General features: G+C 66.0%; 19 protein-coding genes and 1 pseudogene. 15 read left to right on the forward strand and 5 right to left on the reverse strand.

Features of this window, described 5'->3' with window-relative positions; genetic code table 11:
* Positions 1 to 107: 107 nt before the first annotated feature.
* The gene (locus HL671_RS13310; protein WP_012043666.1) at positions 108 to 533 is read right to left on the reverse strand and encodes a GFA family protein; all 426 of its coding nucleotides are present in this window, start codon (positions 531 to 533) and stop codon (positions 108 to 110) included.
* A 384-nt stretch (positions 534 to 917) separates the two neighbouring features.
* Here HL671_RS13310 and HL671_RS13315 point away from each other — a divergent pair, with 384 nt between their 5' ends.
* From HL671_RS13315 to HL671_RS13330, 4 genes are all read left to right on the forward strand, one after another.
* The gene (locus tag HL671_RS13315) at positions 918 to 2,123 is read left to right on the forward strand and encodes a CaiB/BaiF CoA transferase family protein (RefSeq protein WP_172236644.1); all 1,206 of its coding nucleotides are present in this window, start codon (positions 918 to 920) and stop codon (positions 2,121 to 2,123) included.
* A gap of 4 nt (positions 2,124 to 2,127) precedes the next feature.
* Positions 2,128 to 3,294, forward strand: coding sequence for an acyl-CoA dehydrogenase family protein (locus HL671_RS13320; protein WP_172236645.1), 1,167 nt, complete (start codon positions 2,128 to 2,130; stop codon positions 3,292 to 3,294).
* A 403-nt stretch (positions 3,295 to 3,697) separates the two neighbouring features.
* Positions 3,698 to 4,834: a thiolase family protein gene (locus HL671_RS13325; protein ID WP_172236646.1), complete on the forward strand. Its 1,137-nt coding sequence runs from the start codon at positions 3,698 to 3,700 to the stop codon at positions 4,832 to 4,834.
* On the forward strand, positions 4,831 to 5,187 hold the full coding sequence (locus tag HL671_RS13330) for a Zn-ribbon domain-containing OB-fold protein (RefSeq protein ID WP_172236647.1): 357 nt from the start codon (positions 4,831 to 4,833) through the stop codon (positions 5,185 to 5,187). Before HL671_RS13325 ends, HL671_RS13330 begins: the two co-directional genes overlap by 4 nt.
* Before the next feature lie 664 nt (positions 5,188 to 5,851).
* Here HL671_RS13330 and glsA read toward each other — a convergent pair.
* A complete protein-coding gene (glsA, locus tag HL671_RS13335; protein ID WP_172236648.1) occupies positions 5,852 to 7,714 on the reverse strand; it encodes a glutaminase A in 1,863 nt (620 codons plus the stop codon).
* Positions 7,715 to 8,098: 384 nt separating this feature from the next.
* Here glsA and HL671_RS13340 point away from each other — a divergent pair, with 384 nt between their 5' ends.
* On the forward strand, positions 8,099 to 9,085 hold the full coding sequence (locus HL671_RS13340) for an IclR family transcriptional regulator (RefSeq protein WP_172236649.1): 987 nt from the start codon (positions 8,099 to 8,101) through the stop codon (positions 9,083 to 9,085).
* Complete coding sequence (locus tag HL671_RS13345; RefSeq protein ID WP_012043673.1) at positions 9,015 to 10,574, forward strand: acyl-CoA carboxylase subunit beta; 1,560 nt, start codon at positions 9,015 to 9,017, stop codon at positions 10,572 to 10,574. Before HL671_RS13340 ends, HL671_RS13345 begins: the two co-directional genes overlap by 71 nt.
* A gap of 164 nt (positions 10,575 to 10,738) precedes the next feature.
* Here the strand turns inward: HL671_RS13345 and HL671_RS13350 are convergent, their stop codons facing one another.
* The 3 genes from HL671_RS13350 to HL671_RS13360 all read right to left on the reverse strand — a co-directional run bounded on the left by HL671_RS13350 (position 10,739) and on the right by HL671_RS13360 (position 14,200).
* Complete coding sequence (locus HL671_RS13350; protein ID WP_172236650.1) at positions 10,739 to 12,016, reverse strand: MFS transporter; 1,278 nt, start codon at positions 12,014 to 12,016, stop codon at positions 10,739 to 10,741.
* A gap of 86 nt (positions 12,017 to 12,102) precedes the next feature.
* Positions 12,103 to 13,290: an acetyl-CoA C-acyltransferase gene (locus HL671_RS13355; RefSeq protein WP_012043675.1), complete on the reverse strand. Its 1,188-nt coding sequence runs from the start codon at positions 13,288 to 13,290 to the stop codon at positions 12,103 to 12,105.
* Positions 13,291 to 13,429: 139 nt separating this feature from the next.
* Positions 13,430 to 14,200 (reverse strand): enoyl-CoA hydratase, encoded by a 771-nt coding sequence (locus HL671_RS13360; protein ID WP_012043676.1) that lies wholly within the window; start codon positions 14,198 to 14,200, stop codon positions 13,430 to 13,432.
* A 147-nt stretch (positions 14,201 to 14,347) separates the two neighbouring features.
* Here HL671_RS13360 and HL671_RS13365 point away from each other — a divergent pair, with 147 nt between their 5' ends.
* From HL671_RS13365 to HL671_RS13405, 9 genes and pseudogenes are all read left to right on the forward strand, one after another.
* On the forward strand, positions 14,348 to 15,004 hold the full coding sequence (locus HL671_RS13365) for a TetR/AcrR family transcriptional regulator (RefSeq protein ID WP_012043677.1): 657 nt from the start codon (positions 14,348 to 14,350) through the stop codon (positions 15,002 to 15,004).
* A gap of 180 nt (positions 15,005 to 15,184) precedes the next feature.
* A complete protein-coding gene (locus tag HL671_RS13370; protein ID WP_172236651.1) occupies positions 15,185 to 16,681 on the forward strand; it encodes a CoA-acylating methylmalonate-semialdehyde dehydrogenase in 1,497 nt (498 codons plus the stop codon).
* Positions 16,682 to 16,880: 199 nt separating this feature from the next.
* Complete coding sequence (locus HL671_RS13375) at positions 16,881 to 18,026, forward strand: isobutyryl-CoA dehydrogenase (protein WP_172236652.1); 1,146 nt, start codon at positions 16,881 to 16,883, stop codon at positions 18,024 to 18,026.
* Positions 18,023 to 19,099 carry an enoyl-CoA hydratase/isomerase family protein gene (locus HL671_RS13380; protein ID WP_041750697.1) on the forward strand — a complete coding sequence of 359 codons (1,077 nt, stop codon included), beginning with the start codon at positions 18,023 to 18,025 and terminating at the stop codon, positions 19,097 to 19,099. Before HL671_RS13375 ends, HL671_RS13380 begins: the two co-directional genes overlap by 4 nt.
* A gap of 10 nt (positions 19,100 to 19,109) precedes the next feature.
* Positions 19,110 to 20,018 (forward strand): annotated as a pseudogene (gene mmsB, locus HL671_RS13385) (3-hydroxyisobutyrate dehydrogenase); the annotation flags it as partial.
* Entirely contained in the window at positions 20,018 to 21,748 is a 1,731-nt protein-coding gene (locus HL671_RS13390; RefSeq protein WP_172236653.1) for an AMP-binding protein, read from the forward strand. The pseudogene mmsB and the gene HL671_RS13390, both read left to right, overlap by 1 nt.
* Before the next feature lie 197 nt (positions 21,749 to 21,945).
* Positions 21,946 to 22,425 (forward strand): MaoC family dehydratase, encoded by a 480-nt coding sequence (locus tag HL671_RS13395; RefSeq protein WP_012043682.1) that lies wholly within the window; start codon positions 21,946 to 21,948, stop codon positions 22,423 to 22,425.
* Positions 22,426 to 22,590: 165 nt separating this feature from the next.
* The gene (locus HL671_RS13400; RefSeq protein WP_172236654.1) at positions 22,591 to 23,508 is read left to right on the forward strand and encodes an SDR family NAD(P)-dependent oxidoreductase; all 918 of its coding nucleotides are present in this window, start codon (positions 22,591 to 22,593) and stop codon (positions 23,506 to 23,508) included.
* A 149-nt stretch (positions 23,509 to 23,657) separates the two neighbouring features.
* Positions 23,658 to 24,899 carry a BaiN/RdsA family NAD(P)/FAD-dependent oxidoreductase gene (locus HL671_RS13405; RefSeq protein WP_172236655.1) on the forward strand — a complete coding sequence of 414 codons (1,242 nt, stop codon included), beginning with the start codon at positions 23,658 to 23,660 and terminating at the stop codon, positions 24,897 to 24,899.
* The last annotated feature ends 1 nt before the right edge of the window (position 24,900 follow it).

A 24,900-nucleotide genomic window follows, 5' to 3' on the forward strand; every position in this document is an offset into this window, starting at 1 on the left:
GGATTGACAAGCCAAGGCCCGTTACAGAAGCCCGGATGAGCAGATGCCTGCGCCCTTGCGGGCGCAGGCTGTCGCTCATCCGGGCTAGATGAGGAGCGACCTCGCGCTCACTCCGGCATCATCGCGCCGGAGCCGCCGAACTCGGCCGGAAAGTCCTTCAGCTTCGGCAGGCCGTCTTTGATCGGCAGTACGCTCTCCGCATAGTTGACATGGACTCCCGGCGTGAACTTCAAGGTCGGGATGGTCGCGGCATAGACGTCGATCATGCCGAGCGGCGGGTGGTCGGTCATCAGATGCCCGCCACACTTGGTGCAGTATTTGCGGTGGCTCATGTCGGTCTTGTGATAGGTGCCGATCGCATCCGCGCCCTTGGTCACGCGGACATTCGCCGGCTTCCACAAGGTGAAAGCATTGACCGGGCCCGCCGACCACGAGCGGCAGGACGAGCAATGGCAATAGCCCATCGCCTCCGGCTCGCCATCGGCCTCGAGCTCGACCGCGCCGCAGAAGCATTTGCCCTGATAGAGCGTCATGACAGCGTTCTCCCTGTGTGTTGTTTTTGGATCTTGGGCGGACATGCTGACACAGCTCGGCGGCGAAAGGGAATCGCAGAATGCGCGTCAGCGCAGGGAACATCTGGTGCAGCGCAGCGGCTGACGTCGCTGATCGTCCGCACGGCGGAATGTGGCTTGAGTAACTCCGTCATGCGCGGGCTTGTCCCGCGCATCCACGTCGTTCTTCGGGGGAGGACGGACGTAGATGGCACGAGCCCGGCCATACGAGGAGGGGGACATCTGTCGTGACGTCGGAAGGGCCGTATGCGCTGCGCATGGCCCCATACGCGCACGCCGCTTGCCCAGGAACCCCTGGTGCCGTTAGCTCCTGGCACAACAACGAACGAGGGAGACGGCGCCGCGATGGGACCGCTTGCGGGCATCAAGGTCATCGACATGACCACCGTGCTGATGGGGCCGTATGCCGCCCAGACGCTTGGCGATTACGGCGCCGACGTCATCAAGGTGGAATCGCCCGAGGGCGACGTCACCCGCAAGATCGGTCCATGGCACCATCCCGGCATGGGACCGGTGTTCCTCAACACCAACCGCAGCAAGCGCGTGATCTGCCTCGACCTGAAGAAGCCGGCCGGCCGAGAGGCCGTGCTGCGCATGGTCAAGGACGCCGACGTGCTCCTCTATAACATCCGTCCCCAGGCGATGGCGCGGCTGAACCTCGGCTACGACGTGGTGTCTGCGCTCAATCCGCGGCTGGTCTATGCCGGCGTGTTCGGCTTTGGTCAGGACGGACCCTATGCGGCAAAACCGGCCTATGACGATCTGATCCAGGGCGGGGCGGCTTTGTCGCATCTGATGGCGGTGGCCGGCGACGGCACGCCGCGCTATGTGCCGAATGCGCTGGTGGACCGTATCGTCGGGCTCACCGCCGTCGGCGCGATCTGCGCCAGCCTTGTGCATCGCGACCGCACCGGACGCGGCCAGCGCCTGGACGTGCCGATGTTCGAAACCATGTCGGCCTTCATCATGGGCGATCATATGGGCGGGCTGACCTACGCCCCGCCGCTCGACCGCGGTGGCTATGCCCGGCATCTGTCGCCGGACCGCCGGCCTTACAAGACCGCCGACGGCTACATCTGCGTCATCGTCTACAACGACAAGCAATGGGACGCGTTCTTCACTGCGTCAGGCCGCCCCGACCTGTGCGCCGACGACCGCTTCAACAGCTTTGCCCGGCGTGCCGCGAATATCGACCTCGTCTATGCCGAGCTCGCCCGCATCTTCGAAACGCGCAGCACGGCCGAATGGACTGATCTGCTGGATGCGGCCGACATCCCGGTCATGCCGATGCACGACCTCGAGAGCCTGCTGCACGATCCGCATCTCGTCGCGACCGATTTCTTTCCTATCGTCCAGCATCCCACCGAAGGCCCGATCCGCAGCACCCGCGTCTCGGCGACCTGGTCGGAAACCAAGGCTGAGCCGCAGCGTCTGGCGGCGCGGCCGAACGAGCATGGCGAGGAGATCTTGCGCGAGCTGGGTTTCTCGCATGACGAGATCGTCGCAATGATCCGCGACGGCGCAACGACCCCGCCGCCTGCAAAGGAGTGACCCGATGGATTTCGCGCTCTCCGCCAACCAGGACTCGATCCGCGATGCGGTGGCCAGGATCTGTGCCCGGTTCGACGACGCCTACTGGCTGAAGAAGGACAAGGAGGGCGGCTTTCCCGCCGACTTCCACAAGGCGCTGGCCGACGCCGGCTGGCTCGGCATCTGCATTCCGGAAGCGTATGGCGGCTCCGGCCTCGGCATTCTCGATGCCGCGATCATGATGCGCACGATCGCGGAGTCCGGCGCCGGCATGAGCGGCGCCTCGGCGATCCACATGAACGTGTTCGGGCTCAATCCGGTCGTCGTGTTCGGCACCAAGGAGCAGTGCGCGCGGATGCTGCCGGGCATCGTCGATGGCAGCGAGAAGGCGTGTTTCGCGGTGACCGAGCCGAACACCGGCCTCAATACGACGCAGCTGAAGACCCGCGCGGTGCGCAAGGGCGACCGCTACGTCGTCAATGGCCAAAAGGTATGGATCTCGACCGCGCAGGTCGCCGAGAAGATCCTGCTGCTCGCGCGCACCACGCCGCTCGAGGAGGTCAAGCGCCCGACTCACGGACTGAGCCTGTTCTACACGGATTTCGACCGCAGCCGCATCAAGGTGCACGAGATCGAGAAGATGGGCCGCAAGCCGGTCGACTCCAACGAGCTGTTCTTCGAGGATTTCGAGATTCCGGTCGAGGATCGCTTGGGCGAGGAGGGGCGGGGCTTCGACTACATCCTGCACGGCATGAACCCCGAGCGTATCCTCATTGCTGCAGAGGCCGTCGGTCTCGGCCATCTCGCGCTGTCGCGCGCCTCGGCCTATGCGCGGACGCGTAACGTGTTCAACCGGCCGATCGGCCAGAACCAGGGCATCCAGCATCCTCTGGCAAAGAACTGGATGGAGCTGGAAGCGGCGTGGCTGATGGTGCTGCAGGCCGGCTGGCAATACGACGAGGGCATGGCCTGCGGCCCCGCCGCCAATGCCGCGAAATATCTCGCCGCCGAGGCCGGCTTCCACGCCTGCGAGCAGGCGGTCATGACCCATGGCGGCTTCGGCTACGCGCGTGAGTATCATGTCGAGCGATACCTCCGCGAATCCCTGATCCCCCGCATCGCCCCGATCAGCCCGCAGCTGATCTTGTCCTTCATCGCCGAGAAGGTCCTCGGTATGCCAAAATCGTATTGAGATGAGTTCTTGCTGAGATGTTGAACGCAATCATCAGGGACGCACGATACCCGTATTCCCTCCCTTGTGGGGGAGGGACAGGGAGGGCGGTCCCCTACGGGGACTCGTCGTATGAAGATACCGGCGTCGGTCGATTTTCCGGACTGGCCGACGTGAGCACATGCCCCGGGGCTCGCGGGGGGCTCGCCTCTCCCCGCACGCGGGGAGAGGCCGGATTGCATCGAAGATGCAATCCGGGTGAGGGGAACTCTCCACGCACTGAACTCGTGGAGAGTTCTCCTCTCCCCGCGCACGGAGAGAGGGGGCGCACCGCCCGCGTCGCACAATCTCGGGTCAAGCTACAGGGGGCCGACACGACCCTGGGCGCAGTGAGGGAAGCGCAGCGGCACTCGGGGCTGGCGCGATGACCTACATCACCGGCACCGGCCTCACCGCGTTTGGCAAGCACGATGGGCGCTCGTCGCTCGATTTGATGAGCATGGCAGCACAGCTCGCGCTCGACGATGCCGGGCTCACGCGGCGCGACATTGACGGCATCCTGTGCGGATACTCCACCGTGTCGCCGCACATCATGCTCGCGACCGTGTTCGCCGAGCATTTCGGCATCACGCCGTCCTATGCTCACGCCGTGCAGGTCGGCGGCGCCACCGGGCTCGCAATGGTGATGCTGGCGCATCATCTGGTCGAGGCCGGCGTGGTCAGGCACATGCTCGTCGTCGCTGGCGAGAACCGCCTCACCGGGCAGAGCCGCGACGCCTCGATCCAGGCTTTGGCCCAGGTCGGGCATCCCGTCTACGAACTGCCGCTGGGACCGACCATCCCCGCATATTACGGTCTCGTCGCCTCGCGTTACATGCATGAACATGGCGTCACCGAGCAGGACCTTGCCGAATTCGCGGTGCTGATGCGCACGCATGCGCTCGACCATCCCGGCGCCCAGTTCCATGATCCGATCACGGTGGCTGACGTCATGGCATCCAAGCCGGTGGCGCGGCCCCTGAAGCTGCTCGACTGCTGCCCGGTGTCCGATGGCGGCGCGGCCACCATCGTCAGCCGCGAACCGACCGGAGCCGCAGCGGTGCGTGTGCGCGGCTGTGCCCAGGCGCACACGCATCAACACGTCACGGCGGCGCCGGCGCTGAGCAACCTCGGGGCCGAGATCGCGATCACGAAGGCCAAAGCCGCTGCCGGGGTCAAGATCGTCGATGTCGACTACGCGGCGGTCTATGACAGTTTCACGATCACGCTCTGCATGCTGCTCGAGGATCTCGGTCTGGCCGGCCGTGGCGAGGCGGCTGCGCGTGTCAGGGCCGGCCATTTTGGCCGTGCGGGCGCGGTGCCGCTCAACACCCATGGCGGGCTGTTGAGCTATGGCCATTGCGGCGTCGGCGGCGCGATGGCGCATCTCAACGAGGCGCATCTGCAAATGACGGGACGGGCCGGCCACCGGCAGGTGCGCGAGGCGTCGCTGTCGCTGCTGCATGGCGATGGCGGCGTGCTGTCGTCGCATGTCAGCATGTTCTGGGAGCGGGTGCGATGAGCGAGGCGGCTGACTGGACCCGGGGTGAGGCCGTGATTCGCTACCAGCGCTGCGAGTCGTGCTCTCACCTGCAGTACTTCCGGCGCAGCTTCTGTTCGGCCTGCGGCTCGGCGGCCCTTACCGACCACCAGGCGAGCGGTATGGGCACCGTCTACGCGACATCATCGGTCTGCCGGGCTGCAACGCCGGAGACGCGCGCCCATGTGCCTTACAACATCGTGCTCGTGGATATGCGCGAGGGCTTTCGGATGATGGCCCATGGCGACCATGATCTTGCGATCGGCGACGCGGTCGAAGTCCGCTTCGTCGCCTTCGCAGGCGGCACCGTGCCATATTTCGGAAAAACGGAATGAGGTTGTGCGGCCGATGCACATCCGGACGGGCCGACCGCGGGCGGCCGAGGCGGGAACGATACGCAATACAGTTATTTCGTCCCGACCCGGATCGCCGCGCGATTGACGCAAAACGCTTACGCTACGCCTACCAACTCAAACGCAACTCAACTCGGTCGTTCGCGTGAGCAATCAAGCCCACATTCCTATCGACGGGCGATGAAGCAGCTGCGACGCAGAACCTCCAGACAGCCCTTCATCGCCCGTAGAACAGGACGCTGGCGATGACGATCATCGAGGTCACCGCCAGCATGTGTGCAAGTGCTTCCGATGTCGCCCTCTTTGTGGCTTCCTTCATGCCGTTTCCTCCCTGGACACTGGACACGACTCTCCGTTGCGCAAATACACACGCGACGGTCGGCTGGAATTTACTCGGAACACCCCACGTCGACGTCCGCTTCGCGAGTCCCCACTCGGCGTCGATCGACACTAGGGAACATCGTCGGCCAATGCGGCGCGAATTGGGCTCGCTTATGGTTGTCCTGCGACCGAGTCCCGGTAACGTTTGGGCGAGGCCGTACAAATACGAGTCATGAAAATCGGCCTTCAGAGACCATCCGGCGGCGCGAGCCGCCATTCCAGGTCCAGGCGAAGCCTGCCGTCGCGTGACGTTTCGATGACGGACCTAGTCGGCCGCGAGCAGATTGAGGCGCGCATTGGCCACCGTCAGGCGGTCCGCCAGCAGCCGCGCGAGATTGCGCATGATGCAGGCGCCCGCGTGCGGGTGAGAGCTGCGGAAGCGCTCGAAATCCGGAAGCGTGATTTCGAAGGCGCTGGCCGAGAAGTCGGCGACGACATCGGCGGAGCGCACCGGTTCCAGCAGCGCCATCTCGCCGAAACATTGCCCGGCCGTCAGGGTCGCCAGCCGGATGCCATCGGGCAAAGTTACATGGACGACGCCCGAGCGCAGGAAGAACAGCGATGTCGCCGCGTCCCCGGCGCTGAGAATCCGTTCGCCCTGTCGATATTGCCTGATGGTCGCCAACGCGGCGAGCTCATCGCGCTCGCCCTCCGTGAGGCCGGCGAGCAGTGGCTGCTCCGCAAGCTCCGTGGTTTCGAGGAAGTCGATCGCGCCGCCATGACGATAGACGATCTGATCCTCGGCCCATTCGATCGCCGTATCGAGCAGATAGAAATCGCGCACGTTCCGGATGTCGCCGGTGCGCGCCGTGATCTCCTGCCATTCCGGCGAACTGCGCCGAATCCCGGACAGCACCACCGTGACGTGGAAATCTGCCAGCTCGTGAAACAGCTCGGCCAACAGGCGCAGGCCTGCTTGTGTCATTGCGTTGACGCGGTGGAGATCGAAGATGACGAATTGCGGGCGCGCGCGCCCCGCAAGCTGACGCGAGACATAGTCGACGTTGGAGAACGACAGCGTGCCGACCAGCTCGAGCACGCGCACTGCATCGGGATGAGCGGCGAGGATCTTCCGCTCCTGCGCCCGACGGCTGCGCCGCGACGGGTTGGCGCCGATGTCGTAGTCGGCGATGATCGAGGCGCGCGCATCGTCCGAGCGGTTCAGCATGTGCAGTCCGTAGTGCGCCGACAGCGCTTCGCAGACCTTGATGCCACGCACGCTGTTGCCGTGGCTGTCGAGCCGGGGCGAGTAGCTGCCGAGCCCGAGTCGCGCCGGCAGGCTCGCCAGGATGCCGCCGCCGACGCCGCTCTTGGCTGGAATGCCGACTCGGTAGATCCATTCGCCGGCGAAATCATACATGCCCGAAGACGTCATCACGGACAGCGTCCGTGACACCGCATAGGGTGTCACGACCTGCTCGCCGGTGACCGGATTGACGCCGCGATTGGCCAGCGTCGCCGCCATCACCGCGCAGTCGCGCGCAGTCACGAGCACGGCGCATTGCCGAAAATAGACCGCGAGCACATCCTCGACCGGTTCCTTGATCACATGGGATGTCCGCAGGAGATAGGCGATGGCGCGGTTGCGGTCCCCGGTCGCGGCCTCCGATGCGAACACCGCATCGTCGACGTCGAGCCTGCGACCGGCGAAGCGGCCCAGCGCGTCGCGGATGGACTCGAAGGCATCGGCGCCCCTGGCCTTCAGGATGAGGCCGCTACAGGCGATCGCACCGGCATTGACCATCGCATTGAACGGATGGTTGTTGGCATTGAGCCGGATCGAGTTGAAGGGGTCTCCCGACGGCTCGACGCCGATGACCTGTTCGACTGCGTCGGAGCCGAGCGTGTCCAGCGCGAGCGCGAAGACGAACGGCTTCGACATCGACTGGATCGTAAATGGCACGCGGCTGTCGCCGACCTCGTAGACGTGGCCATCGAGTGCCGCGAGGCTGATGCCGAAATGCACGGGGTCGGCCTTGCCGAGCTCTGGAATGTAGTTGGCGACCGTGCCGTCATGGTCGGGCCCAAAATCGGCGTGGCAGGCGGCGAGGAAGCGCTGCAGCGGCGGCATCGCCGCGGACGCCCAATGTTGCGGATTGCGGATGGGCCGCTTGTGGTCGGTGGTCATGGCAAGCTCGGCGGGGGAGTCGATCGCGCGCCGGTTATGTCGCAGCTGCGTTGCAGCAGCCAGCCCACACTTGGTGCAAGTCTGGTCAAATGTTGCTGCTGCTCATGAATTGAGCTGCCGCGCGCACGCAGAGATGCGGTCGGGGGCTGCCGGGAGGCGGGGACGATCGGGCTGAGGCGAGGGCGGTGCGGTGCGACAGCACCGTCGCCAAAATGAATGCCTGCCATGCCATTGCGAATTGCGCTGACAGGCCGCGTCTTGTGCCAACACGCTGAACAACGGTGGGTTTTAGAAACGCTCTGCTGTTGTGAGGGAAAAACGGCTGGGCTAGCTTGTTCTGCAAGCGGAATTTAATTCCGCACCATGGAATTGAGTGGAACGCGCATGGGACGACGGTCTGAGCGATTGAGCAGGGTGGGGATGCTGCCTGGAGATCTCGCCGGTGACGGCGAGGTGATTCAGGTGGTGTCGCGGGCGTTCGACGTACTTCGTTGCTTCGAGGGGCACGAGGCGCGGCTGGGCAATTTAGAGATCTCGAACCGCTGTGGTCTGCCGCGGTCGACGGTGTCTCGGCTGACGCACACGCTGACCCGGATGGGCCAGCTGGTGTATCTGCCGCGCGATCAGAAGTACCGGATCGGCCCGAGCGCGGTGGCCATGAGCACGTCGATGACGCGGGGCTTGCAGCTGCGCAACCTGATCCGCCAGCGCCTGCAGGACGTCGCGGAGCAGTTGCCGGGGACGGTCGGTTTCGTCATTCCCGATCGCTTCCACCTCGTCTATCTGGAGTTCGGCCGTGCTGCGAATGCGCTGGGGCTGCACGAGACCACCGGCAGCCGGATCTCGATGGCGTCGACCGCGGCTGGCCACGCTTATGTCGCCGCCCTCGAGCCCGAGGTCGGCGATGCCCTGCTGACCGAGATGGAACGCGAGCTGCCGGATGCGGCGAGGCTGCTGCGGCCGCGGCTGGAGCACAACAGGCAGTTCCTCAAGGAGCATGGCTATGTGGTGGCCTGCGGCCTGTGGAGCCCGCATATCAACGGTGTCGCGCTGCCGCTGTGGTCGCCGCAGTACCAGACCTATGTCGTGCTCACGATCGGGCTGCTGTCCGCGATGTATGACGAGCAACGCCTGCATGACGAGGTGGCGCAGCCGATGCTCGAACTCGGCCGCAGCGTCGCTGCGCTGCTGCAGGGGGCCGAGGCCGACGTCTTCAACAGCCGGATGGAAAGAAAGCCGCTGCCTGTGACCACGAAGACCAACCAGAAGAACAAGACCATCACCGGGGCAGGGGGAACGAATGAGTTGGCAGCCGGAGCTCGAGGAACTGGCCCGGCGCGAAGCCTTCGCGCGGGAGATGGGCGGGCCTGACAAGGTCAAGCGTCAGCACGACCAGGGCCGCCTGACTGTCCGCGAGCGCATCGACGGCGTCGTCGATGCCGGCAGCTTCCACGAGATCGGCGCCGTCGCCGGTCTCGGCGAATATGACGAGCAGGGCGAGCTGAAACATGTGACGCCCGCCAATTGCGTGTTCGGACGTGCCCGCATCGACGGCCGCACCGTCGTCGTGGTCGGCGACGATTTCACCGTGCGCGGCGGCTCGGCCGATGCGTCGATCGCCGCCAAGCCGCTGATGGCGGAGGAGATGGCGCACGATTTCCGTCTGCCCATCATCCGCATCATCGAGGGCTCCGGCGGCGGCGGCTCGGTCAAGACGATCGAGACCAAGGGCGCGGCCAATCTGCCCGGCGGCATCGGCGGCAATCGCTGGTATCGCTACACGACCGAGAACATGTCGCTGGTGCCGGTGGTCGCGCTCGGCCTCGGCTCGGTCGCAGGCCTCGGCGCCGCGCGGCTTGCCGCCAGCCACTATTCGGTGATGACCAAGCAATCGGCGATGTTCGTCGCCGGTCCCCCGGTGGTGAAGCGGCTCGGCCAGGACCTCGGCAAGATGGAACTCGGCGGCGCCGACATCCAGACCCGCGCCGGCGGCGTCGATCATGCGGTCGACACCGAGGCGGAAGCCTTCGCCTGCGCGCGCCGCTTCCTGTCGTATCTGCCGTCGTCGGTCTACGAACTGCCGCCGACCTTGCCCTGCACCGACGATCCGCAGCGCACCGACGAGCAGTTGATCAGCGCCGTGCCGCGGGATCGCCGTCGGGTCTACAAGATGCGGCCGATCATCGAGTCCGTGGTCGACAGCGGCTCGTTCTTCGAGGTGGCGCAGAACTACGGCCGCCCGATCATCATCGGACTCGCGCGTCTCGAAGGCCGCGCGGTGATGGTGCTCGCGAGCGATCCCTATCACTATGGTGGCTCATGGACGGCGGATGCCTGCCAGAAGGTGATCCGCTGGGTCGACTTTGCCGAGACGTTCCATCTGCCGATCGTCTATCTGATGGATTGCCCGGGCTTCATGGTCGGTCTCGAGGCCGAGAAGGCGGCGACGATTCGCCATGGTGTGCGTGCGATGGCGGCGGTCAACCAGTCGACGGTACCGTGGTGCACGGTGATCGTACGCAACTCGTTCGGTGTTGCGGGCGTCGTGCATCAGCCGGCCGACCGCTTCTCGATCCGTTACGCTTGGCCCTCGGCCTATTGGGGCTCGCTGCCGCTCGAAGGCGGCATCGAGGCCGCCTATCGTGCCGAGATCGATGCCGCGCCGGATCCGAAGGCCAAGCTCAAGGAGATCGAGGAGCGGCTCAACAAGCTGCGCTCGCCGTTCCGCTCGGCCGAGAAGTTCTGGGTCGAGGAGATCATCGACCCGCGCAAGACGCGCGCGCTGCTCTGCGAGTTCGCGCGCCTCGCCGAGCCGTTGCGGACGGTCGGTCCGCCGACCGCGATGACGACGCGGCCGTGAGGGAGAGCGAATGGCGAATGGGGAGTAGCGAATAAGGGAAAAGGGTGGCGAATCGAGATCGCCGGACCCATCTCCTACTCGCTACTCGCTACTCGCTACTCGCTACTCGCTACTCGCTACTCGCTACTCGCTACTCGCTACTCGCTACTCGCTACTCGCCCGTTTCACGCCGGCTTCGGTTGTCGCGCGATCGCCAGCGCCAGCAGCGCCGCCAGGACGCAGAGCGCGCCTGCGGTGAAGAAGGCCGGCAGATAGCTCTGCAGCAGGGTGCGTGACAGGCCGGCGCCGAATGCGGCGGTCCCTGCGCCGAGCTGATGTGCGGCGAACACCCAGCCGAACACCAGGTTGGCCCGCTCCGCGCCGAAGCGCTGCGCCGTCAGCCGCACCGTTGGTGGCACGGTGGCAATCCAGTCGAGACCGTAGAACATCGCGAACAGCGACAGGCCGTAGAACGAGAAATCCGTGAACGGCAGGAAGAGGAGCGAAAGCCCACGCAGGCCGTAGTACCAGAACAGCAGCCAGCGATTATCGTAGCGGTCCGACAGCCAGCCCGAAACGATGGTGCCGAAGAAATCGAAGATCCCCATCGCGGCGAGCAGGCTCGCGGCCTGCACCTGCGGAATGCCGAAGTCGAGGCACATCGGGATCAGGTGCACCTGGATGAGGCCGTTGGTCGAGGCGCCGCAGATGAAGAAGGTCGCGAACAGCATCCAGAACACCGGCACTCGCGCTGCATCGCGCAGGGTACCGAGCGCGGCGGCAAGAATCGGCGTGGTGACCGGCGCGGGCGCCGTGATCGGCTCGCTGCCCTTGTCGCCGAACGGGCGCAGGCCGAGGTCGCTCGGCCGGTCGCGCATCAGGAGCAGCACGGCCGTGGCCGAGACGGCGAGGGCGCAGCAAACCAGCGCGAGCGCCGTGCGCCAGCCGAGCCGTTCGGTGAGGCTGGCGAGCAGCGGCAGGAACACCAACTGTCCGGTCGCCGTGCTCGCGGTGAGCACGCCGACCACGAGGCCGCGCCGCGCCACGAACCAGCGCGTGGCGATGGTCGCGCCGAGCACCAGCGCCGTCATGCCGGTGCCGATGCCGATCACGAAGCCCCACAGCAGCACGAGGTGCCAGATCTTCGTCATGGCCAGCGACGCCAGCAGCGCCGACACGACGATCACCTGGGCCAGCAAGGTGATGTTGCGCAGCCCGTAGCGGTTGAGCAGGGCTGCGGCGAACGGCGCCATCAGCCCGAACAGCACGAAGCGGATGGACAGCGCAGAGGAGATCTCTGCGGTGCTCCAGCCGAATTCCTGCTGCAGGGGGACGATGAACACGCCAGGCGCGCCGACCGTGCCAGCCGTGACCAGGGCCGTGAAGAAGGTCACGGCGACCATGACCCATCCGTAATGGATGTTGCGCCGTCCGAGGGCTGCTGCGATCTGGTTCGATATCATGCGAGGCCTCGCCAGTGTGTGCCACCGCGCCATTGTGGCAGGCGGCGCGGGTGACATAAACGACGAAGTTCCCTCATTTCACGACATCACGGACGCTCCACCGCGATGGCGGTCGCCTCACCGCCGCCGATGCACAGCGACGCCACGCCGCGCTTGAGGCCGCGGGCCTCCATCGCATGCAGCAGCGTCACGATCAGGCGTGCGCCGGTGGCGCCGATCGGGTGGCCGAGCGCGCAGGCGCCGCCATTGACGTTCAGACGGTCGCGGGGGATGCCGAGATCGCGCTGCGCTGCCATCGCGACGACGGCAAAGGCCTCGTTGATTTCGAACAGATCGACGTCCTCGACGCGCCAGCCGACTTTGTCGAGCAGCTTCCGGATCGCGGGGATCGGCGCCGTCGTGAACCATTGCGGCTCCTGGCTGTGCGTCGCATGACCCTTGATCTCGGCGATGACAGGCAGTCCGTCGCGCACGGCGCGGGATCGGGTCGCGAGCACGAGCGCTGCGGCGCCGTCGGCATTGGCCGAGGAGGCCGCTGGCGTGATCGTGCCGTCCTTGCGGAACGCCGGCTTCAGCGTCGGGATTTTCGCGGGATCGACCTTGAGCGGGTGTTCGTCATTGGCGATCAGGCGAGGGCCGGCTTTCTCCGTCAGGGTGATCGGTGCGATCTCGGCCTTGAATGCGCCGCTCTCGACGGCCTGGCGCGCCCGTGTCAGGGTCTCGATCGCGTAGGCATCCTGATCGGCGCGGCTGAACTGGTAGGCTTCTGCCGTCGCCTCGCCGAAATCGCCCATCGAGCGCCCGGACTCGTAGGCGTCCTCAAGTCCGTCCAGCAGCATGTGGTCGAGGATGCGATCGTGCCCCGCGCGATAGCCGCTGCGGGCCTTGGTCAGCAGATAGGGAGCATTGCTCATGCTCTCCATGCCGCCGGACACGACGATCTCGGCCGAGCCGGCCGTGATGATGTCGTGCGCCAGCATAGTCGCCTTCATGCCGGAGCCGCAGACCTTGTTGATCGTCGTGGCGCCCGTCGCATCCGGCAGGCCGGCGCCGCGCGCCGCCTGTCGCGCTGGAGCCTGGCCCTGACCGGCGGGCAGGACGTTGCCCATGAAGATCTCCTGGACCGCGTCGGGCGCAATGGTCGCGCGTTCGATCGCGGCTCGGATCACATGCGCACCGAGCTTGTGCGCGCTCAGCGGGGACAACTCGCCGATGAAGCGGCCGAGCGGGGTACGAGCGGCAGACAGGATCACGACGGGATCGGACGAGGCCATGACAGGTTTCCTGAATTGAATATGATGGTCATCATATAATAACGGATCCCAAAAGCAAATCCCGGCGATCTCGGCTCAACGGTGTCGTGATGCGGGAGGCGAGACGGCCGCGGGACTCGGCGCAGAACGTGGCGAATTGCTATCGCTTGCGGTCGATGAACCCCTGCATCAGCCGCTTCGGCTCGTCGGTGAGGAACGCGCGTCCGAAGGTGCCGACCGACAGCTCGATCGCATCCTTCAACGGCAGATCCTCCCATTGCCGCAGCAGGGCCTTCTGCGCCCGGAGCGCGTGCGGGCCGCAGGCGAGCAGCGACGCCACGGCCTTTTCCACCGCCGCATCCAATTCTCCTGCCAACGCCACGGCATCGACGAGACCCCAGGCGAGCGCGGTCGGCGCATCGACCGTCTCGGCCGTCAGCAGCAGCCAGCGGGTGCGGCCCCAGCCGATCAGCCGGGGCAGCAGCGCGGCATGAATCACCGAGGGAATGCCGACGCGTACTTCTGGCATACCGAATTTGGCATCATGTGCTGCAACGCGAAGATCGCAGGCGGCCGCCACCTCCAGCCCGCCGCCCAGGCACCAGCCGGGTAGCCGGGCGATCACGGGGGCCGGAAATGTTCGCACCGCGTCGCAAAGTTCAGCGAGGCGGGTGATGAAAGCCTCTGCGGAGGCCTGGTCGAGCGTCGCCATCTCCTTGATGTCGGCGCCGCCGATCATGCTCTTTTCGCTTGCTCCGGCGAAGAGGAGGACGCGAATGCTCTCGTCTGCGGCGAGCGACTGCAGTCCTTCTTTGATGCCGGCGATTGCGCTTGAGCCGAGAATGTTGAGCGTCCCGGCGTTGCAGATCGTCAGCCGGGCCACCCCACGGCCGTCGCGGCTGACGCCGCAGTATGGATTGAGCATGTCCATGGCCGGCCTCGTAAGGTTGTCGTGTTCGTGAAGCGCGCCGAGCCTGAACGGCATCGAGCCTTAGATCAACTCGAATTCATCAAATTGCTGCGGCGATCCGCGCGCGGAGCTGCTATTGTATGACCGCAGACATTCAATGGGACGGCAATGCGCTACTCTCCGGAACACAAGGCGGAAACCCACGCGCGAATCGTACGCAAGGCGTCGGTGCGGCTCCGCGAGAAAGGGGCTCATGGGGTCGGCGTCGCCGACCTGATGAAGGAAGCGGGGCTGACACACGGCGGATTCTACGCGCATTTCGAATCGCGCGAGGCGCTTGTCGTCGAGGCGTTTGGTTATGCCATGGACCGCTCGGTGGCGCGGTGGCGCAAGCTGCTGGACGAACTGCCGCCGCAAAAGCGGCTCGCCGCGATCGTCGACGGTTACCTTTCGCGGCAGCATCGCGACGACCTCGGCCACGGCTGCGCGGTTCCCGCGCTTGGCGCCGAGATCGCGCGCGAGAGCGCCAAGACCCGCAAGGCGTTTGCGGCGAAGCAGGAGGACCTGATCCAGCTGTTCGCCGGATACATCGTTGATGTGCCGCCCAAGATCGCCCGAAAGCGGGCGTCGGCGATGCTCGCGACCCTGATGGGGACGTTGGTCATGGCACGGGTGACCGGCAGTGGGGATGCGTCCGACGAGATTCTCGGCGCAGGCCGCGAGGCGGCTCTCGCCATCGCGACAGGACTCGGTCCGGCGGGCAAGACGTCGGCACGCCCGGCGGCGAAGCCGCGCGTGAGCAAGGCGCCCACCGCCCGAGGCTGAGCCCTTGGGCCCGCGGGCCTCAGCGCAAGGTCGTAAGGACCGAGAAGGGGAGCGGGTTTGACCGCGACGGAGGGGCGGCAATTTCGCAGCGCCGATCAGCGCTTAGACCCTTCCCAAACGCCGCAAAGACTGCAAGATGCCGGCCAAATCGGCACTGCTTACCCCTGCGGAGGATACCCCATGCGTTCGATCGGTCATTTCATTGGCGGCAAAGAGGTCAAGGGCACGTCTGGTCGGACGGCCGATGTCTTTGAGCCGATGACCGGCGACGTTCAGGCCAAGGTCGCGCTGGCGTCGCGGGCCGAATTGCGGGCGGCCGTGGAAAATGCCAAGGCGGCCCAGCCGGCCTGGGCTGCCACCAATCCGCAGCGCCGGGCGCGGGTGATGATGAAGTTTCTGGAACTCGCGCAGCGCGACTACGACCAACTCGCCGAGTTGCTCGCCCGCGAGCACGGCAAGACGGTTCCAGATGCCAAGGGCGACATCCAGCGCGGCCTCGAAGTGGTCGAGTTCGCCTGCGGCATCCCGCATTTGATGAAGGGCGAGTACACCGAAGGCGCTGGCCCCGGTATCGACATCTATTCGATGCGCCAGCCGCTCGGTGTCGTTGCCGGCATCACGCCGTTCAATTTCCCGGCGATGATTCCGATGTGGAAATTTGCTCCCGCCATCGCCTGCGGTAACGCCTTCATCCTCAAGCCGTCGGAGCGCGATCCGGGCGTGCCGATGAAGCTCGCCGAGCTGATGATCGAGGCGGGCCTGCCGGCCGGCATCCTCAACGTCGTCAACGGCGACAAGGAGGCCGTCGACGCCATCCTGGAGGATCCGGACATCATGGCGGTGGGCTTCGTCGGCTCGTCGCCGATCGCGCAATACATCTATGAGCGCGCGGCCGCCCACGGCAAGCGCTGCCAGTGCTTCGGCGGCGCCAAGAACCACGCCATCGTGATGCCCGACGCCGACCTCGACCAGGCCGTCGATGCGCTGATCGGTGCCGGCTATGGCTCGGCCGGCGAGCGCTGCATGGCGGTGTCGGTGGCGGTGCCCGTCGGCAAGACCACCGCCGACCGGCTGATGGAGAAGCTGATCCCGCGCGTCGAGTCCCTGAAGATCGGCACTTCGATCGATCCGTCGGCCGATTACGGCCCGCTGGTCACCCGCGAGGCGGTCGAGCGCGTGAAGAACTATGTCGACATCGGCGTCAAGGAAGGCGCGACGCTGGCCGTCGACGGCCGCGGCTTCAAGATGCAGGGCTACGAGAACGGCTTCTACATGGGCGGCTGCTTGTTCGACAACGTCACCCGGGACATGCGGATCTACAAGGAAGAGATCTTCGGTCCGGTGCTGTCGGTCGTCCGCGCCAAGGATTACGCCGAAGCGCTGGCGCTGCCGTCGGAGCATGATTACGGCAACGGCGTTGCCATCTTCACCCGCGATGGCGACGCGGCGCGCGACTTCGCCGCCAAGGTCAATGTCGGCATGGTCGGCATCAACGTGCCGATCCCGGTGCCGATCGCCTACTACACGTTCGGCGGTTGGAAGAAGTCCGGCTTCGGCGACCTCAACCAGCACGGCCCGGATTCGATCCGCTTCTACACCAAGACCAAGACGGTCACCTCGCGCTGGCCGTCCGGCGTCAAGGAAGGCGCAGAGTTCTCGATCCCTCTGATGAAGTGACGAGATGAGTTGACGAGAGTGGGAGCCCTTAAGGGCTCCCACTTGCGTCATTGTTGGCCGTCATTGCGAGGAGCGAAGCGACGAAGCAATCCAGGCTGCCTCCGCGGAAAGACTCTGGATTGCTTCGCTTCGCTCGCAATGACGGAGTGTGAAGAAGCGCCACGGCCAAGATAACAAACCAGGGAAACGCGGAGAACGGATGCATTTCGCTCTCGACGAGGATCAGATCGCGGTGCGCGACATGGCGCGCGCCTTCGCGGCCGAGAAGATCGCCCCGCATGCGTTGCGCTGGGACGAGGAGAAGCACTTTCCCGTCGACGTGATGCGCGAAGCCGCGGCGCTCGGCATGGGCGGCATCTACATCCGCGATGATGTCGGCGGCTCGGGCCTGACCCGTCTCGACGCGGCGCTGATCTTCGAGGCCCTGGCGACCGGCTGTCCGACGGTCTCGGCCTTCATTTCGATCCACAACATGGCGTCGTGGATGATCGACACGTTCGGCACCGAGGCGCAGCGTCAGGCCTATCTGCCGAAGCTTTGCGCCATGGATCTGATCGCGAGCTATTGCCTGACCGAGCCGGGCGCCGGCTCGGACGCCGCCGCGCTGCGCACCCGCGCGGTGCGCGACGGCGACGACTACGTCCTCAACGGCCAGAAGCAGTTCATCTCCGGCGCCGGCGCGACCGACATTCTCGTCGCGATGGTGCGCACCGGTGCCGATGGCCCCGGCGGCATCTCGACCCTGGTAATCGATGCGAAGACCCCGGGCGTGTCGTTCGGCGCCAATGAGCGCAAGATGGGCTGGAACGCGCAGCCGACCCGCGCCGTGATCTTCGAGAATGCGCGCGTGCCCGTCGCCAACCGGCTCGGCGAGGAAGGCATCGGCTTCAAGATCGCGATGGCCGGCCTCGACGGCGGTCGGCTCAACATCGCGGCGTGCTCGCTCGGCGGCGCGCAGAGCGCGCTCGACAAGACCCTTGCCTACACGAAGGAGCGCAAGGCCTTCGGCAAGCGGCTCGACGAATTCCAGGCGCTGCAGTTTCGCATCGCCGACATGGCAATCGAGCTGGAAGCGGCACGCACCTTCGTCTGGCGTGCCGCCGCCGCGCTCGACCGCAAGGATGCTGACGCCACCATGCTGTGCGCGATGGCCAAGCGCTTCGGCACCGATGTCGGCTTCGAGGTCGCCAACCAGGCGCTGCAGCTGCATGGCGGCTACGGCTATCTGAGCGAATACGGCATCGAGAAGATCGTGCGCGATCTGCGCGTGCACCAGATCCTCGAAGGGACCAACGAGATCATGCGTCTGATCGTGTCCCGCAAGCTGATCGAGGGCGCGCGATGAGCGAATTGGTCGAAGGCGATCTGATCGTTCGCCGCGAGGGCTCGGCCGGCATCATCCGGCTCAATCGTCCGAAGGCGATCAACGCGATGACCTTGGAGATGTCGATGGGCATCGACGCCGCGCTGGATCGGTTCGAGGCCGATCCCGCCGTGGCCGTCGTGGTGCTCGAAGGCGCCGGAGAGCGTGGGCTCTGTGCCGGCGGCGACATCCGGGGGCTCTACGAGAGCTCGAAGGTGAATGGTGACCTGGGCAAGGTGTTCTGGCGCCAGGAATACATCATGAATGCGCGCATCGCGGCGTTCGGCAAGCCCTATATCGCCTATATGGACGGCCTGGTGATGGGCGGCGGCGTCGGGCTGTCGGCGCATGGCCGCCATCGCATCGTCACCGAGAAGACCAGGCTCGCGATGCCCGAAGTCGGCCTCGGCTTCTTCCCCGATGTCGGCGGCACCTGGCTGTTGTCGCGCGCACCCGGCGAGCTCGGCGCCTATTTCGGTCTGACCGGACAGACGATGAATGGGCCGGACGCGATTCATGCCCGTTTTGCCGATGCAGTGGTGCCGACGGAGAGATGGCCGGCGCTGCGCGAGGTTCTGACAAAGGTCAGGCCCGGAGCGGTGTCCCTTGAGATTGACCAGCTCATTGCAGGTTTTGCCACCGGCGAGACCGCCGGGCCGGTGGCCGCGCAGCAGGCGAAGATCGATGCGTGGTTCGCTCATGATCGCATGCATGATATCTTCGTGGCGCTCGAAGCCGATGGTTCGGAGCTGGCGCTGGCGACCCTGAAGACGCTGAAGGAGAAGTCGCCGCGCGGCATGGTCGTGACGTTGAAGCTGCTGCGGCTGGCGCGCAAGGCGACATCGCTGCAGGAATGCCTGGTGCGTGAGTATCGTGCGGCGCTCGAAGTGTTCCGCAGCGATGATTTCCGCGAAGGCGTGCGCGCCGCGATCATCGACAAGGACCGCAATCCCAGCTGGTCGCCGCCGAATGTCGATCAGGTGACGCCGGAGATGCTGGAGCGCTATCTTGCCGAGATCGGCGCCGACGAGCTGACATTTCCGCAAACGAGATAACAAGCAGGTCGAGGGGAGACAACGAACCATGGCAACGATCGCATTCATCGGCCTCGGCAACATGGGCGGTCCGATGGCCGCCAACCTCGTCAAGGCCGGCCACAAGGTGGTCGCGTTCGATCTGGTCGAGGCGTCCAGGGCGCAGGCCAAGACCGATGGCGCCGAGATCGCCGCCAGCGCGTTGGCTGCGGCGAAGGGAGCAGATGCCGTGGTCACCATGCTGCCGGCCGGCAAGCATGTGCTGGCGGTCTGGAACGAGGTCGTGCCGGCAATGGCCAAGGGGGCGCTGATCATCGATTCCTCGACCATCGACGTCGAGAGCGCGCGCGCCGCGCATGCGCTCGCCGCCAAGCATGGCATCGCTGCGATCGACGCGCCGGTGTCGGGTGGCACCGGCGGCGCCAAGGCCGCGACGCTCACCTTCATGTGTGGCGGCGAGGAGGGGGCTTTCGCCGCTGCCAAGCCGATCCTGGAGAAGATGGGCAAGAAGATTGTCCATTGCGGCGGCGCCGGCGCCGGTCAGGCGGCCAAGATCTGTAACAACATGATCCTCGGCATCTCGATGATCGCGGTCAGCGAGGCCTTTGCGCTTGGTGAAAAGCTCGGCCTGTCGCACCAGGCGCTGTTCGACGTCGCCTCGACCTCGTCGGGCCAGTGCTGGTCGCTGACGTCCTATTGCCCGGTGCCCGGGCCGGTGCCGGCTTCGCCCGCCAACAACGACTACAAGCCGGGCTTTGCGACCGCGCTGATGCTCAAGGATCTCACGCTGTCGCAGGACGCCGCCAAGGCGGCGGGCGCGGCGACGCCGCTCGGCCAGCACGCGCAGGAGATCTACAAGGCGTTCGAGGCCGCCGGCCATGGTGGTGTCGATTTTTCCGGAATCATTCAGCACGTCCGCAAGCTTGCCGGGACCCCCTGATGACGACATTCAAGGACGCCCGCGCGTTTCTGCTGGCGCATCGCACCGATTATGATGCGGCCGTGAAGGGCTTTCGTTGGCCCGATCCGGTCCCGTTCAACTGGGCGCTCGACTGGTTCGATGCCGAGCTCGCGTCCGATCCGGAAAGCCGCGAGCGGACCGCGCTGTGGATCTTCGATGCGGCGCAGGACCGCCAGACCAAGCTGTCCTTTGCCGCGCTGTCGCGCCGCTCCAACCAGGTCGCCAACTTCCTGCGGGCGCAGGGCCTGCAGCGCGGTGATCATCTGCTGCTGCTGCTCGGCAATGTCGTGCCGCTGTGGGAGACGATGCTCGCGGCGATGAAGCTCGGCGTCGTCGTGATCCCCGCGACGACGCTTTTGACTATCGACGAGCTGCGCGACCGGCTAGAGCGCGGCCGCGCCAAGGCCGTCGTCGCCGCGCAGGATCAGGTCACGAAGTTCGCCGATCTCGGTGCCGGAGATCTGGTCCGAATCGTGGTCGGCGCACCGACCACGCCGGCGGGCTGGCTGCCGTTCGAGCTGGCCGCTGCGGCGGACGAGACGTTCACGCCGGATGGGCCGACGCAGCCGGACGATCCGATGCTGCTGTATTTCACCTCGGGCACCACGGCCAAGCCGAAGCTGGTGCGACACAGCCACCGCAGCTATCCGGTCGGCCATCTCTCGACGATGTACTGGCTCGGCCTGCAGCCGGGCGACGTCCATCTCAACATCTCCTCGCCGGGCTGGGCCAAGCACGCCTGGAGCTGCTTCTTCTCGCCGTGGAATGCCGGCGCGACCGTGTTCGTGGTCAACCAGCCGCGCTTTGACGCCAAGGGGCTGCTCGCGATCATCCGCCGCTGCGGCGTCACCACGTTGTGCGCGCCGCCCACGGTGTGGCGGCTGTTCATCCAGGAGCATCTCGCCGATTTCAAGGTAAGCCTGCGCGAGGCCTGCGGCGCCGGCGAGCCGCTCAATCCGGAAGTGATCGACCAGGTCCGTGCGGCCTGGGGGCTCACCATCCGCGACGGCTACGGCCAGACCGAGACCGCCGCGATCGTCGGCAACTCGCCGGGCCAGACGCTGAAGATCGGTTCGATGGGCCGGCCGCTGCCGGGCTACCGCGTCGAGGTCGCCGATATCGACGGCAATCTCGCGAGCGAGGGCGAGATCACCTTGGCGCTCACGGGGGAGCGACCGGCCGGGCTGATGCAGGGCTATCAGGGCGACGACGGCAAGCTGTCGGGGGCTGACGGGGTGCGCTATCGCACCGGCGACGTCGTGTTCCGGGACGAGGAGGGCTATCTCACCTTCGTCGGTCGCTCCGACGACGTGTTCAAATCATCGGACTATCGGATCTCGCCGTTCGAGCTGGAGAGCGTATTGCTGGAGCATGAGGCGGTTGCCGAGGCCGCCGTGGTGCCGTCACCGGATCCGATCCGGCTGGCGGTCCCCAAGGCCTATGTGCTGCTGACAGCGGGCGCCGAGCGCTCGCGCGAAACGGCGCTGTCGATCTTCGCGCATCTGCAATCGCGGCTGGCGCCGTTCAAACGTATCCGCCGGCTGGAGCTGGTCAGCGAATTGCCGAAGACGATCTCGGGCAAGATCCGCCGCGTGCAGCTGCGCCGGCTCGAGCACGAGGACAACCGCACCGACCATCTGCGCGGTGCGGAGTTCAGGGAAGAGGATTTCCCGGAGCTGAAGTCTCGGCAAGCCGGCCACGAGGGATAGGGGACTATTTGGTAAAGGCGACAATGACGCCGTGAGTTGGGTTACTCGTCATGCCCGGGCTTGCCCCGGGCATCCACGTCTTGCTGAGCATGCCGGACGACGTGGATGGCCGGGACAAGCCCGGCCATGGCGGCAGCGAAGCCGGTGCGTGACACGGCTTCCGGAGCAAGGCGTAGACAAGGCAGGACGAGCAAGGAATGAACAATCAAATCTGGAAGAAGCCGCCGATTTCACTCGAAGCCTATCAGGCCATGGTGGGACAGGAGATCGGCGTGTCGTCGTGGCACGTGCTCGATCAGAAGCGCATCGACACCTATGCCGACGTGATCGAGGATCATCAGTTCATCCATGTCGATCCCGAGCAGGCCAAGGCGACGCCGTTCGGCACCACCATCGCGCATGGCTTCCTGACGATGTCGCTGCTGTCGGTGATGTCCTACGAGGTCATGCCGGCGATCGAGGGCACGGCGATGGGCGTCAACTACGGTTTCGACAAGCTGCGCTTCATCTCGCCGGTGAGATCCGGCAAGCGCGTGCGCGGCCGCTTCGTGCTGGCGGAAGCCACGCTGCGCAAGCCCAAGGAATTGCAGTCGCGCACCAATGTCACCGTCGAGATCGAGGGCGAGGAGAAACCCGCTCTGGTCGCCGACTGGATCGGACTGATTTATCTGAGCTAACTCGCCTCGACACAACCCACCCTTCGTCATCGCCGGGCTTGACCCGGCGATCCATCACTGAAGAAAGCTGATGGATGCCCGGGCCTCCGCCGCGCCGAAGGGGCTTCGGCCCCGCAGGCGGGTCAAGCCCGGGCATGACGAGCAAAGAACCTAGGACACAACATCATGGCAATCAGATTCGACGGACGCGTCGCCATCGTCACCGGCGCAGGCAATGGTCTCGGGCGCGCGCATGCGCTGGGGCTGGCGAGCCGCGGCGCAAGGGTCGTGGTCAATGATTTCGGCGGCGCGCGTGACGGCACAGGCGGCTCGTTGACCGCGGCGGAGACGGTCGTCGAGGAGATCCGCAAGGCCGGCGGTACCGCGATGGCCGACGGCGCCGACGTCTCGAATTTCGAGCAGGTCACCGCGATGGTCGAACGCGCCACCAAGGAATGGGGCAGCGTCGACATCATGTGCGCCAATGCCGGCATCCTGCGCGACAAATCGTTCGGCAAGATGGAGGTCGCCGATTTCGCCAAGGTGCTGGACGTGCATCTCGTCGGCACCTTCTATTGCTGCAAGGCGGCGTGGAACGGCATGCGCGAACGCAATTACGGCCGCATCGTCATGACGACGTCGTCGTCCGGCCTGTTCGGCAATTTCGGCCAGGCCAATTATGGCGCCGCGAAGTCGGGCATGGTCGGGCTGATGAACGTCCTGGCGGAAGAGGGCCGCAAGACCAACATCCGCGTCAACATCATCTCGCCGACCGCAGCCACGCGCATGACCGAGGAACTGCTGCCGCCGCAGGCGCTGCAGCTGATGAAGCCGGAGGCGATCACCCCGGCAGTGGAATATCTGCTCAGCGAGGACGCCCCGACCCGCACCATCATGGGCGCCGGTGCGGGCTCCTTTGCGGTGATCAAGATCCTGGAGACCGAGGGCATCAACCTGCCGCCGGAGGAGTGGACGCCGGACGCGATCGCCGCGCATTTTGCCGAGATCAGCGACATGTCGAAGGCGCGGGCCCTGCAGGGCGCTTTCGAGCAGACGCAGAAATATGTCGGCCAGGCCGCAGCGCGGCTGGGGATCAAGCTGTAGGTCTCGCTGTCATTCCGGGCGCGCGTCAGCGCGAGCCCGGAATCCTGACCACGATCGGAAGTATGGATTCCGGGCCTGCGCCGAGCGGCGCATCCCGGAATGACGACCTTTTTCGTTGATCCGTTATCCCTCTTCACCCCGATTGCGCGATGTCCTCACACGCACCAAACATCGCCATCATCGGCGCCGGCCCCGCAGGGCTGATGGCGGCCGAGGTGCTGGCCGAGGGCGGCGCGGCCGTCACCGTCTACGACGCGATGCCATCCGTGGCGCGCAAGTTTCTGATGGCCGGCCGGGGCGGGCTCAATCTCACCCACAGCGAGGAGCTGCCCGCATTCCTGTCGCGCTACCGTGACGCCTCGTCCTGGCTGGAGCCGGCGATCCGCGCCTTCCCGCCGGAGCGGCTGCGCGCGTGGTGCGAGGCGCTGGGCGAGCCGACCTTCGTCGGCTCCTCGGGCCGCGTGTTTCCGGTTGCGATGAAGGCCTCGCCGCTGCTGCGGGCCTGGCTCCGCCGGCTGGCCACGCAGGGTGTTCGCTTCGAACTGCGACATCGCTGGACCGGATGGGACGATGGGCGGCTGTCCTTCGCGACGCCGGATGGACCACGCAAGGTTGCCGCCGACGCCACCGTGCTCGCACTCGGCGGCGCCAGCTGGCCGCGGCTCGGCTCCGACGGCGGCTGGGTGTCGATTCTCGCCGCGCAGGGCGTCACCATCGCGCCGCTGCGGCCAGCCAATTGCGGCTTCAGTGTCGCGTGGTCCGACATCTTTCGCGATCGTTTCGAGGGCCAGCCGCTGAAGGGCATTGCATTGTCTTTCGGCGAACGCATTGTGCGCGGAGAGGCGGTGGTGACGCGCGACGGCATCGAAGGAGGCGCGGTCTATGCGCTCTCGGCTGAGATGCGCGAGGCGCTCGCGCGGACGGGCGAGGCGATCCTGCACGTCGCGCTGCGGCCTGATCTCGCGACCGCGGACCTGATCAGCCGCATGTCGGCGCCGCGCGGCAAGCAGTCATTCTCGAATCTGCTGCGCAAGGCGCTGCACCTGTCGCCGGTTGCGATCGGCCTGCTGCAGGAGACCGCGAAGGCGCAGGGGCTCGCATTGGCGTCGTTGCCGCCGGACCGGATCGCGGCCCTGATCAACGGGGTGTCCATCCGTCTGACCGGCACCACCGGCCTCGCACGCGCGATCTCCAGCGCCGGCGGTGTCGCGCGCAGCGAGGTCGATGCCGACTTCATGCTCAGGCGGCGGCCGGGTGTGTTTGTCGCCGGCGAGATGCTGGATTGGGAGGCGCCGACCGGCGGCTATCTCCTGCAGGCCTCATTCGCGACAGGCGCGGCAGCCGGGCAGGGCGTGTTGACATGGCTGCGCGGAGCCGGTCAGGCTGACTGAT

It is taken from the genome of Bradyrhizobium denitrificans (assembly GCF_013179005.1).
Lineage (GTDB): Bacteria > Pseudomonadota > Alphaproteobacteria > Rhizobiales > Xanthobacteraceae > Bradyrhizobium > Bradyrhizobium denitrificans.